Below are 11,646 nucleotides of genomic sequence, written 5' to 3'. Positions count from 1 at the left end.
AACGTGCTCGACAAACCAGCCCCCACCTCCTCCGTCCGCACTTCCGGCCCGCTCTCGGGCTTCCGCATCGTCGAATTCGCCGGCATCGGGCCCGGCCCGTTCGCCTGCATGATGCTGGCCGACATGGGCGCCGACGTCGTCACGCTCGACCGCGTCGGCGCGAAGAAGAGCATGAAGTCGGTGGCGGGGCGCGGCCGCAAGGTGATCGAGCTCGACCTCAAGGACAAGGCGGCGATCGCGCAAGTGCTGGATCTGCTCGCGAGCGCAGACGCGCTGGTCGAAGGCTTTCGCCCCGGCGTGATGGAGCGGCTCGGCCTCGGGCCGGATGTCGTGCTCGCGCGCAACCCGAAGCTGGTCTATGGCCGCATGACCGGCTGGGGCCAGGAAGGCCCGCTCGCCAACGCCGCCGGCCACGACATCAACTACATCTCCATCACCGGCGCGCTTGCCGCGATCGGCACGAAGGAAGCGCCGGTGCCGCCGCTCAACCTGGTCGGCGATTTCGGCGGCGGCGCGCTCTATCTCGTCGTCGGCGTGCTGGCGGCACTGCTGGAAGCGCAGAGGTCGGGCAAGGGCCAGGTGGTGGACGCGGCGATGTGCGACGGCGCGGCCTCGCTGATGTCGTTCTTCTTCGACATGACCACGATGGGACGATGGACCGAGGCGCGCAACCAGAACTTCCTCGACGGCGGCGCGCATTTCTACGGCGTCTACGAATGCGCCTGCGGGCACTTCGTTTCGATCGGGTCGATCGAGCCGCAATTCTACGCGCTGCTGCGCGAGCACGCCGGCCTCACCGACGCCGATTTCGACGCGCAGATGGATCGCAAGGCCTGGCCGGCGCTGAAGGAGAAGCTGAAGGCCGTGTTCAAGAGCAAGACGCGCGAGGATTGGTGCAAGATCATGGAAGGCACCGACATCTGCTTCGCGCCGGTGCTGACCATGTCGGAGGCGACACAGCATCCGCACATGGTCGCCCGCAACGTCTTCATCGAGCGCCACGGCGTGAAGCAGCCGGCGCCCGCGCCGCGATTCTCACGCACGCCGTCGGCGGCGCGCGAGCCGGAGGCGGCGGAGATCGGCGCGGTGATGAAGGCGTGGACGCGATAGATCTAGCGCCGGCAAAGGTCGCGTAGGGTGGGCAAAGGCGCGAAGCGCCGTGCCCACGTCTTCGCATCAGTTCGGCAGGTAGGTGGGCACGCTTCGCTTTGCCCACCCTACGGCAGTGTGCGTGACGGCGGCGGCCTACGCCGCGTTCCCAACCTTCAACACGCCGCGCCGGATCTGGTCCTCCTCGATCGATTCGAACAGCGCCTTGAAATTGCCCTCGCCGAATCCGTCGTCGCCCTTGCGCTGGATGAACTCGAAGAAGATCGGCCCGATCGCGTTGGCCGAGAAGATCTGCAGCAGCACCTTGGTCTGGCCGCCATCGACCACGCCCTCGCCGTCGATCAGGATTCCGTTCTTCTTGAGCCGTGCAACATCCTCGCCATGCCCTGCCAGGCGCGCGTCGATCCGCTCGAAATAGGTGTCGGGCGGCGACGGCATGAACGGCAAGCCGGCCTCGCGCAGACCCTCGATGGTGCGGTGGATGTCGCGGCAGCCGCAGGCGATGTGCTGGATGCCTTCGCCGCGATAGATATTCAGATATTCCTCGATCTGGCCGGAATCGCCGGCGTCCTCGTTGATCGGAATGCGGATCTTGCCGTCGGGGCTGGTCAGCGCGCGCGAGAACAGGCCGGAGGCGCGGCCCTCGATGTCGAAGAAGCGGATCTGGCGGAAGTTGAACAGCTTTTCGTAGAAGCCGGCCCAGACATTCATGCGGCCGCGATGGACGTTGTGGGTGAGATGGTCGAGATAGAACAGGCCGGCGCCAACCGGCTTGGGATCGCGCGCGCCCAGCCATTCGAATTCGGCATCATAGGCCGAGCCCGTGGCACCGTAACGATCGACCAGATAGAGCAGGCTGCCGCCGATGCCCTTGATCGCGGGGACATCGAGCGTCTTCTGCGCAGACGACACATCGGCGGGCTCGGCGCCGAGCGCGATCGCGCGGTCATAGGCAGCCTTGGCATCGACGACGCGAAACGCCATCGACGGCGCGCAGGGGCCGTGCGCGGCGACGAAATCAGTGCCGTGGGTGCCGGGCTCCTCGTTGACGAGATAATTGATGTCGCCCTGGCGATAGACCGTGATCTTCTTGGTTCTGTGGCGCGCGACAGGCGCATAGCCCATCAGCTTGAACAAAGCGTGCAGCTCTTCCGGATGAGGGTGCGCGTATTCGACGAACTCGAAGCCGTCGGTGCCCATCGGATTGTCGGCACTAATAGTGGCCGGCGGTGCATCGTGCGGAAACGGACCCATGGTGTTCTCCCAAATGGCTGCTGGCACGAACTATCCTTCATGGGGCGCGCAAGGAGCGTGCAAACGGGGCACCAATCGGCTATAATATGCACGATCCGTGCATCAAATGGACAGAACGCGCATGATTTCCGTAGATGCCTTCGACCTCAAGATCCTGGGTGCGCTCCAGGACGACGGCCGCCTCACCAACCAGGAGCTGGCCGAGCTCGCCGGTCTCTCGGCCTCGCAATGCTCGCGGCGTCGGATGCGGTTGGAGGAGGAGAAGGTGATCGCGGGCTATCACGCCGACCTCTCCAGCGAGGCACTGGGCTTCGGCGTGATCGCCTTCATCCAGGTCGGGCTTGCGACACACTCGCCGGACAACTCAAAGCGCTTCCGCGCGCTGGTGAACCGGATCGACGAGATCCAGGAGGCGTATTCGCTGACGGGCGACGCCGACTACGTGCTCAAGGCTGTGCTGCGCGATCTCAAGGGTCTCTCCAACCTCGTCAACGACGTGCTGATGCCGCACCAGAGCGTGGCGCATGTGCGCTCCTCGATCGTGCTGGACCGGCTGAAGGAAAGCTCGAAGCTGCCGCTCAAGGAGATCAAGCCCGGCTGAAATCGAGGGAACTGCGGCATTCGCGCGCAGCGCACGATCTGCGATGATCGCAGCTCCATATGCGGAGATTCAACATGGCGCTCCAGCTGCGACCGAACTGCGAATATTGCGATTGCGATCTGCCGCCGAACGCGACCAATGCGCGGATCTGCTCCTATGAATGCACGTTTTGTGCGGACTGCGTCGAGACCAAGCTGTTCAATGTCTGCCCGAATTGCGGCGGCGGGTTTGCCCCGCGCCCGATCAGGCCGGCGCGGGAATGGCGGCCGGGCGTGTGCACGACCAGGCAGGTGCCGTCCGACAAGCGGGTGCATTTGAAGTACAGCGTGGAGGATGTCGCGGCGCATTGCGCGCGGGTGCGCGACGTGCCGCCGGAGAGGCGGTAGGTCTCTCCACGTCATTGCGAGGAGCCCTTGCGACGAAGCAATCCAGACTGCCCCTGCGGAAAGATTCTGGATTGCTTCGCGGAGCCTGTCATCGGGCCGCGCTTTGCGCGGACCCGGTGGCTCGCAATGACGGAAGTCGTGGCGGCGACCGAGGCTACTCCGCCGCCAAAATCGTCCCCTCGACCTCGCCGAACCCGACGCGATAGCCGTTGCCCTGGCACCAGCCGCGCATCACGAGGCTGTCGCCGTCCTCCAGGAACGAGCGCCTGGCGCCGCCGGGCAACTCGACCGGCTCGGTGCCGTTCCAGCTGATCTCGAGCAGGCTGCCGCGCTGGTTCTTCTCCGGCCCGGAGATGGTGCCGCTCCCGAGGAGATCGCCGACATTCATGGCGCAGCCTGAGGAGGCGTGGTGCATCAGCTGCTGCACCGAGGACCAGTACATGTATTTGAAATTGGTGCGGCTGATGCTGGCCGGCGCATTGATGCCGGCAGCGCGCAAGGACACGTCGAGCTCGACATCGTAGTTCTGGGGCTTGGTCTGCTTGAGATAATCGAGCGGCACCGGCTGCTGCTCCGGCCCGTTCAGGCGGAACGGCTCCAGCGCCTCGCGCGTCACCACCCAGGGACTGATCGAGGTCGCGAACGCCTTGGCCAGGAACGGCCCGAGCGGCACATATTCCCATTGCTGGATGTCGCGCGCGCTCCAGTCGTTGAGCAGCACGAAGCCGAAGATCATCTCCTCGGCCTGGGTCTCGGTGAGCATGCCGCCCATCGGCGACGGCTGGCCGATCACGACGCCCATCTCCAGCTCGAAATCGAGCCGCTTGCACGGTGCAAAGCTCGGCAACTCGACATTCGGCGGCTTCAGCTGCCCGCGCGGCCGCTTCACCCTGGTGCCGGAGACCACGACGGTCGAGGCGCGCCCGTTATAGGCGATCGGCATGTGCAGCCAGTTTGGCTGCAGCGCATTGTCCTTGCCGCGGAACATCACGCCGACATTGGTGGCGTGCTCCTTGGACGAATAGAAATCGGTGTAGCCGGCGACGGCGAACGGAAGGTGCAGTCGGGCCTCGCGCATCGGCACCAGGGCCTGCTTGCGCAGCTCCTCGTTGTCGCGCAGCTCCGGATGATCGGCGCGCAAGAGCTCGCTGATGCGTGCGCGGGTCTTGGTCCAGACCTTCGGCCCCAGCGCCATGAAGGGATTGAGCGAGGGGCCCGAGAACACGCCGAGCGCGCCGACGTCGAGCCGGGAATCCTGCTCGAGCTCCCAGAGATCGAGCACGTAATCGCCGATTGCGACGCCGACCCGCGGCGTCGGGTTTGCCGCAGTCGAGAACACGCCATAGGGCAGGTTCTGGATCGGGAAGTCCGAGGCGGGATCGACGGCGATGAAGGAGCGGAGGCTGGGGTCGTTGGGATGGGGCATGGGTTTCCCGTGGCACAGCGGTGACGGTGTCACCCTCCCCTGGAGGGGGAGGGTCGGTTCGCATGAAGCGAAGCGGAATGCGAAACGGGGTGGGGTGATCTCTCCACTCGGGCACCGCCTCAGTGGAGAGTCTGTCACCCCACCCCGCTCGCTGACGCGAGCGACCCTCCCCCTCCAGGGGAGGGTAAGAGACCTTACGGCTTGCTCGGATCGAACCGCTTTTCCAGGCCGTTCCAGCAATCGGCGTAATCGTCCTGCAGCGTCGAGGACTTCGCGGCGTGTGCGGTGACGCGCTGCGGGTAGCGGGTCTCGAACATGAAGGCCATGGTGCCGGTCAGCTTCACCGGCTTCAATTCGCCGTTGCTGGCGTGCTCGAAGGCGTCGCGGTCGGGGCCGTGCGGCAGCATGCAATTGTGCAAGGAGATGCCGCCGGGGACGAAGCCCTGCGGCTTGGCGTCGTAGACGCCGTAGATCAGGCCCATGAACTCGCTCATGATGTTCATGTGGTACCAGGGCGGCCGGAAGGTGTTTTCGGCGACCATCCAGCGCTCGGGGAAAATGACGAAGTCGATGTTCGCGGTGCCCGCCGTCTCCGACGGCGAGGTCAGCACCGTGAAGATCGAGGGATCGGGATGGTCGAAGCCGATCGCTCCGACGGGAGAGAAGGTGCGCAGATCGTATTTGTACGGCGCGTAATTGCCGTGCCAGGCGACGACGTCGATCGGCGAATGCGGCAATGTCGTCTTGAACAGCGAGCCGCCCCATTTCACGTAGAGCTCGGTCGGCGTGTCCTTGTCCTCGTAGTTTGCGACAGGCGTCAGGAAGTCGCGCGCATTGGCGAGGCAATTGGCGCCGATCGGACCGCGCTCGGGCAGCGTGAAGGCGCCGCCGTAATTTTCGCAGAGATAGCCGCGCGCCGGGCCGTTCGGTATCTCGACGCGGAATTTGACGCCGCGCGGGATCACCACGATCTCGCCGGGCTCGGCATCGATGCGCCCGAACTCGGTGACGAGGCGCAGATTGCCCTGCTGGAGCACGAACATCAGCTCGCCGTCGGCATCGTAGAAATGCTGGTCCACCATCGACTTGGTGATAAGGTAGACATGCGCGGCCATGCCGGCCTGGGTGTTGACGTCACCCGCCGTCGTCATGGTCTGCACGCCCTGGACGAAGGTGACATCCTCCTTCGGCAGCGGCGTCGGATCCCAGCGCAGCTGCGCGATCGGCAGGTCGTATTCATGGCACGGCGCCGAACGCCACAGGCCGGCATCGACCTTCTCGAAGCGGCCGGAATGTTTCACGGAAGGGCGGATGCGGTAGAGCCAGGAGCGCTCATTGCTGCCGCGCGGCGCGGTGAAGGGCGAGCCGGAGAGCTGCTCGGCATAGAGCCCGTAGGCGCAGCGCTGCGGCGAGTTGCGCCCGATCGGCAGCGCGCCCGGCAGCGCCTCGGTCTCGAAAGAGTTGCCGAAGCCGGACATGTAGCCCGGCGTGACCTGGGCCGAGCTGCGGATGATCTGGTCAGGCGAGGTATTGATGTTCATGACTATCCTCCTCCTTGCAAGGCGGCCCACATTTCCTGGTCGCGCTTGTCGGTCCAGATCACGGGGTCGTCGATTCCGGACGCTTCGTCGTAGGCGCGCGACACGTTGAACGGCAGGCAGTGCTCGTAGATGGCAAAGCTCGAGAATTTCGGATCCATCACCTCGCGCGTCGCCGCCATCGATTCCTTCAACGTGCGGCCCTTCGCGACCGAGATCTCGGCGGCGCCGTAGAGCGAGGTGACGAAGTCGCGTGTCATCGCGATGGCCTCGCGCACCGTGGCGGTGCCCTTCAGCGCATCGCCGCGGCCCGGCGCGATCGCCTTCGGATTGAAGTTGCGGATCTCGTTCAGAGTCATCGGCCATTCGCGCAAATGCGCATCGCCGCAATAGCAGGCCGAGTGATATTCGATGAGGTCGCCGGAGAACATCACCTCCGCATCGGGGACCCAAGCGACGATGTCGCCGGAGGTGTGGCCGGCGCCGAGCTGCATCAGGCGCACCTCGCGCTTGCCGAGATAGATCGACATCTCGCCTTCAAAGGTCAGCGTCGGCCAGGTCAGGCCGGGAATGCTCTGCGCATCCTGGAACAGGCGCGGAAAGCGGCCGTACTCGGAATCCCAATCCTGCTTGCCGCGCTCTTCGATGAGACGATAGGTCTCCTGCGAGGCGACGATGCCCTGCGCGTGATAGGCGGAGGCCCCTAACACGCGCACGGCGTGATAGTGCGACAGTACGACATATTTGATCGGCTTGTCGGTGACCGTGCGCACGCGCTCAATCACCTTGTTCGCCATCGCCGGCGTTGCCTGTGCGTCGAACACGAGGCAGCCATCGTCGCCGACGATCACGGCCGTGTTAGGATCGCCCTCGGCGGTGAAGGCATAGAGATCGGTGCCGATCTCGGAGAAGGTGATCTTTTTCTCGGAGAGATCGCCGGTGGATGCGAAGTTCTTCGCCATCAATTCGTCCTTACCCAGTTATTGTTGTTGCTGTTGTTGCTGCTGACCGTCGATCATGCGGCGCTTGGCCAGTCCGATCGACTCGCGCAGGACGTCGATGTCGCCGATATGGTTGGCGAGGATCAGCACCAGCGCCGCGTCGAAATCGGCGCTCTGCTCCTCGGTCAGACCGCGATGCGCCTCGACGATGGCGCGGAACGCATCGTCGGGGCGTGCGAAGTTCGAGCTGGTGGAGAGCGGCATGCGGAACCTCAATTCAGCCCTTCGGCCCGAGACAATGCCGCCGCGATTGCCTGGCGCGTCGGATGGCGGAAGCGCGCCGCCACGTAGCCATCGGGCCTGAGCAGATAGGCTGCGCCCGGCCCCGCGTCGTAGCGCCTGGCGACGAGGCCGGAGGGATCGCCTAGTCCTTCCTCGCCGCCGATGCGAATGTTCTTCACGCTATCGGGCGCATCAAACCCAACGCCATTGCTGAACGACAGCAAGGTGAAGTCTGTTCCGCCCTTGCGGAAGGCATCGGTCAGATAGCCTCGCTGGGCAACGGGCGCATCGAGCATGGAACAGCCGGGCCGAGGCCCACCGGCCCAGGCATCGGCGTCTGGCGACGACAACGGCGTGTCGTAGCTGCACGGCACCGAGAGCCGGCCGCCATTGACCATGCGCTTGCCGAACTCGGTCTCCTTGGCCAGCGACAGCACCGCCTTGCGCAGCCGCGCCTCCTGGTGCGAGTTCGGCGCCATGAAGTCGGTCGAGCGGGTGGATTCGCGGATGTTCTCGTCAGCCGCCATGCTGCGCTCGAGATGGTAGCTCTCCAGCAGGCTCGCGGGCGATTTGCCGCGCAGCACGCGGTCGAGCTTCCAGGACAGGTTCTCGGCGTCCTCCAGTCCGGAATTGGCGCCGCGCGCGCCGAAGGGCGAGACCTGGTGCGCCGAATCGCCGGCGAAGATCACGCGGCCATGGATGAAGCGGTCCATCCGACGGCATTGGAATTTGTAGAGCGAAATCCACTCGAACTCGAACTTGTCATGGCCGAGCATGCGGGCGATCCGCGGCCGCACGTTTTCCGGCTTCTTCTCGAGAACCGGATCTGCATAGCGGTTGAGCTGGAGGTCGATGCGCCAGACATCGTCGGGCTGCCGGTGCAGCAGCGCCGAACGCCCGGCATGGAACGGCGGATCGAACCAGAACCAGCGCTCGGTCGGGAATTCCGCCGTCATCTTGACGTCGGCGATCAGGAACTGGTCCTCGAACACCTGACCGGCGAATTCCGCACCGACCATCTGCCGCAGCGAGGAGCGCGCGCCGTCGCAGGCGATGACATATTGCGCATGCAGGCGATAGGCGCCCTCCGGCGTCTCGATCGTCAGCGCCACGGAATCGTTGCGCTGCTCGAGCGCCGTCACCTTGTTGCGCCAGCGCAGGTCGATATCAGGCAGATCGTTGATGCGATCGACCAGATAAGCCTCGGCGTAATATTGCTGGAGATTGATGAAGGCCGGCCGCTTGTGCCCGTCTTCCGGCAACAGGTTGAACTGATAGAGTTGCGACTCGCCGTGGAAGATCCGCCCCACACTCCACACCACGCCCTTCTCGACCATGCGGTCGCCGACGCCGAGCCGGTCCCAATATTCCAGCGAGCGTTTCGAGAAACAGATCGCGCGCGAGCCCTCGCCGATGCGGTCGGCATCATCCAACAGCACGACGCGCTGACCGCGCTGGGCGAGATCGATCGCCAGCGACAAGCCGACCGGGCCCGCGCCGACGATCACGACCGGATGCTCCGCGGGGCCCGACCCGGGGCGGTCCTGATCGGGGTGACGGCGGTAGCCGAACTGGGTTTTGGCCTGATGCGTATTGGCCGGCGCCATACACTAACCTCGGCTCTGGTCAGAAGAGGACTGATCTGCTAGATAGTCTCACGTGCAACTATTTTGGACCGGAGCCGGCCGGCCGTCAACTGGAATTCGGAGCGCTCTCCTTGGCGAGGACATCCAGCGACATCGCGCTCAAAGCGCGCGCGGCCGACGAGGCTTCAACGCGGCCCAAGCCGCGGCTCGATTTGTTCAAGTTCGTGCCGTTCCGCCTCAACCGGCTCGCGGCGGAGGTCAGTTCCGCGCTGTCGGTCGAATATCAGGAACGCCACGGCCTCGACATTCCGGCCTGGCGCGTGATCGCCACGCTCGGCTTCCGCGTTGATGCCTGCAGCGCGCAGTACATCGCGCAGTGCACCCGCACGCATAAGTCCACCATCAGCCGCGCGGTGACGACGCTGCTCAACGACGGCCTGATCGAGCGGGTCGAGAACGCAGCCGACCGCCGCGAATTCCGCCTGCAACTGACGAAAAAGGGCCGAGCGCTCTACGAGGAGCTGTTCCCGCAGTTGCTGCGGCGAGAGGACGAGATCCTCGCCTGCCTCTCGGCGCAGGAGCGCAAGCAGCTCTCGTCCCTGCTCGGCAAGATCGAGCAGAGCCTCGATCTGATCCAGACCAGCGAAGAGGCCGACGCCAAGCAGGCGTATTAGGGCGCCCACCATAAGGCGCAGACATCAGCTTTTGGGAGTCCGGTTGAGAAAGCTTGGTAGGACCGTGACGGCAGCGACGTATATAGCGATGCTACTTGTGGCGTTTGCCGCAACTCGCGCATACGCCGCTGACATAGGTTATCTGGCTCCCCCCGGAGTCGCGGCAAACGAGTTTCCCTCACCGCGGCGCCCTGTTGCACGGATCGTCAGCCCACGCCGCGCCGCCGAAGAGCGCCGCGACGCCCTCAATGAGGCCGGCCAAATCGCGCGTGTTCTTGAACTGAAACCAGGCATGACAGTCGGCGACATTGGAGCAGGCAGTGGCTACCACACGGTCCGGCTCTCGCACCTCGTCGGACCCGCTGGCTCTGTCGTTGCCCAGGACGTCACGCGGGATTACCTCATCGAACTCGCCAGGCGAACAGAACTTCTGAAGTTGACGAACGTGCAATTCGCGCTCGGCGAACCACACGACCCGCGTCTACCCGCTTCCTCGCTGGATGCCGCAATCCTCGTTCACATGTATCACGAGATAGCCCAACCCTATGCCTTCCTCTACAACCTCGCGCCCGCCTTGAAGCAGGGTGCGCGGGTCGGAATTGTCGATCTCGAGCTTCCGACGTCGAAGCATGGCACGCCAATTGAGCTCTTGCGCTGCGAAGTGACCGCCGTCGGCTATCGCGAGGTCGCCACATATAAGCTAGCAGGTGACGGAGGATATTTGGCGGTATTCTCTCCGCCGGAGGTAGCGGCTCGAAAATCTCCCCGCGATATTGTTGCTTGCAGGAATCCTGCCGACGCTCGTTGACACCACACCACCCCCCGGTCTCAGAGGCTGAACGTGTCCGAAGCAAGGGGCAGACCGGAAGTCGCCGGCTGAGACTCAAACCGGCGCTTTTGACCCAAAGCAGACTTCGAGTTCGCTAACGGATCATCCGCCGTCGGCGCTTTTCAAGATTCACCGGATAACTTGGCTCGCCTTCGCAAGCACTTCGGATGGAACGGTTACGCCAAGCTGCCCAGCGGTCTGGAGGTTGACCACAAGCTCGTGCGATAAGGCCGCCCTGATGGGCAACTCGCCTGGATTGCCGCCGCGCAAGATTGTATCGGCGTATTGCGCCATCTGCCGCGCAGCTTCGCGAAGACTGGTCCCATAAGCAATCAGCCCTCCGGCGTCGAGCATTGATACAGGAAAAACCGATGGCAACCGGTGGGCTATCGCTAGCTCGGCGATCTGCTTCCTGCAGGCTTGATTGATCGGCTCTTCCAGCACGACCAGCGCCTGCGCGCGCTCGCGCTCCATGACCTCAAAGGCTTTTTCATATTCGGGAGAAGGGGCTTCGACTCGGATGACTTGTGGCTGAACTCTCAGACCACGAGCCGCCCCGCTGTTCGAAGTCGACATGCAGTCTGAAACGCCGAGGTCACTCAATATAGCGACTCGCTCAAGGTTGGGATTGATCGCCTTTAGGAACTGCAATTGCGCCGTGGCCTGCTCCGGATCAAAGGTGGTCACTCCGGTAACGTTCCCGCCGGGGTGTCCCAAGTTGGAGGCTAATCCGTCGCCGAGCGGCTCGACAACGACCGCAAACACTATGGGAATCGTCGAGGTCGCTTGCCGAACCGCTCGCACCGTCACGGCCCCGATGACGGCGATAAGATCAACGCCGAGGCTGACCATTTCGAGGGCGAACTTGGGCAGCAGATGCAATTGTCCCTCGGCTGCTCGAAGTTCGAAGCGGATTCCTTCGTCCTCGATCCATCCGAGGTCCCGAAGCCCCAACTTGAAGCCATCCATTGGATAGGCTGAGCCTGCGACGATGATCCCGATGCGCTTCATGGTGTGGA

At 64.1% G+C, this 11,646-nt stretch carries 12 protein-coding genes; 5 read left to right on the top strand and 7 right to left on the bottom strand.

Annotated elements, in window-relative coordinates; all coding sequences use genetic code 11:
- The first annotated feature begins 3 nt into the window (after window positions 1-3).
- Entirely contained in the window at window positions 4-1,110 is a 1,107-nt protein-coding gene (locus ACNJYA_RS02545) for a CaiB/BaiF CoA transferase family protein (RefSeq protein ID WP_439365235.1), read from the top strand.
- Window positions 1,111-1,245: 135 nt separating this feature from the next.
- Here ACNJYA_RS02545 and hppD read toward each other — a convergent pair whose 3' ends face one another.
- Window positions 1,246-2,364 (bottom strand): 4-hydroxyphenylpyruvate dioxygenase, encoded by a 1,119-nt coding sequence (hppD, locus tag ACNJYA_RS02540; RefSeq protein WP_439367569.1) that lies wholly within the window; start codon window positions 2,362-2,364, stop codon window positions 1,246-1,248.
- 121 nt (window positions 2,365-2,485) lie between these two features.
- On the opposite strand from hppD, the gene ACNJYA_RS02535 reads away from it, so the two are divergent.
- Both ACNJYA_RS02535 and ACNJYA_RS02530 read left to right on the top strand, forming a co-directional pair.
- The gene (locus ACNJYA_RS02535) at window positions 2,486-2,965 is read left to right on the top strand and encodes an Lrp/AsnC family transcriptional regulator (RefSeq protein WP_036045971.1); all 480 of its coding nucleotides are present in this window, start codon (window positions 2,486-2,488) and stop codon (window positions 2,963-2,965) included.
- A 74-nt stretch (window positions 2,966-3,039) separates the two neighbouring features.
- A complete protein-coding gene (locus ACNJYA_RS02530) occupies window positions 3,040-3,351 on the top strand; it encodes a DUF1272 domain-containing protein (RefSeq protein ID WP_439365234.1) in 312 nt (103 codons plus the stop codon).
- Window positions 3,352-3,505: 154 nt separating this feature from the next.
- On the opposite strand, the gene fahA is transcribed toward ACNJYA_RS02530, so the two are convergent.
- The 5 genes from fahA to ACNJYA_RS02505 all read right to left on the bottom strand — a co-directional run bounded on the left by fahA (window position 3,506) and on the right by ACNJYA_RS02505 (window position 9,145).
- Window positions 3,506-4,777, bottom strand: a complete 1,272-nt coding sequence (fahA, locus tag ACNJYA_RS02525; RefSeq protein WP_439365233.1) for a fumarylacetoacetase — start codon at window positions 4,775-4,777, stop codon at window positions 3,506-3,508.
- 194 nt (window positions 4,778-4,971) lie between these two features.
- The gene (hmgA, locus tag ACNJYA_RS02520; RefSeq protein ID WP_439365232.1) at window positions 4,972-6,318 is read right to left on the bottom strand and encodes a homogentisate 1,2-dioxygenase; all 1,347 of its coding nucleotides are present in this window, start codon (window positions 6,316-6,318) and stop codon (window positions 4,972-4,974) included.
- A 2-nt stretch (window positions 6,319-6,320) separates the two neighbouring features.
- A complete protein-coding gene (locus ACNJYA_RS02515; protein WP_439401973.1) occupies window positions 6,321-7,277 on the bottom strand; it encodes an MBL fold metallo-hydrolase in 957 nt (318 codons plus the stop codon).
- A gap of 18 nt (window positions 7,278-7,295) precedes the next feature.
- Complete coding sequence (locus tag ACNJYA_RS02510) at window positions 7,296-7,520, bottom strand: DUF2783 domain-containing protein (protein WP_439401972.1); 225 nt, start codon at window positions 7,518-7,520, stop codon at window positions 7,296-7,298.
- A gap of 8 nt (window positions 7,521-7,528) precedes the next feature.
- On the bottom strand, window positions 7,529-9,145 hold the full coding sequence (locus ACNJYA_RS02505) for an FAD-dependent oxidoreductase (RefSeq protein ID WP_439401971.1): 1,617 nt from the start codon (window positions 9,143-9,145) through the stop codon (window positions 7,529-7,531).
- 110 nt (window positions 9,146-9,255) lie between these two features.
- On the opposite strand from ACNJYA_RS02505, the gene ACNJYA_RS02500 reads away from it, so the two are divergent.
- Together ACNJYA_RS02500 and ACNJYA_RS02495 are read left to right on the top strand one after the other, a co-directional pair.
- Entirely contained in the window at window positions 9,256-9,798 is a 543-nt protein-coding gene (locus tag ACNJYA_RS02500) for a MarR family winged helix-turn-helix transcriptional regulator (protein WP_439401970.1), read from the top strand.
- An 88-nt stretch (window positions 9,799-9,886) separates the two neighbouring features.
- Window positions 9,887-10,606, top strand: coding sequence for a class I SAM-dependent methyltransferase (locus tag ACNJYA_RS02495; protein WP_439403527.1), 720 nt, complete (start codon window positions 9,887-9,889; stop codon window positions 10,604-10,606).
- A 150-nt stretch (window positions 10,607-10,756) separates the two neighbouring features.
- Here ACNJYA_RS02495 and ACNJYA_RS02490 read toward each other — a convergent pair whose 3' ends face one another.
- The gene (locus tag ACNJYA_RS02490; protein WP_439401969.1) at window positions 10,757-11,638 is read right to left on the bottom strand and encodes an ABC transporter substrate-binding protein; all 882 of its coding nucleotides are present in this window, start codon (window positions 11,636-11,638) and stop codon (window positions 10,757-10,759) included.
- Window positions 11,639-11,646: the final 8 nt, after the last annotated feature.

Source organism: Bradyrhizobium sp. BLXBL-01 (assembly GCF_051853025.1).
GTDB lineage: Bacteria > Pseudomonadota > Alphaproteobacteria > Rhizobiales > Xanthobacteraceae > Bradyrhizobium.
Note: the sequence above shows the minus strand (reverse complement) of the source record. Positions and strands in the feature narration are given on the sequence as shown.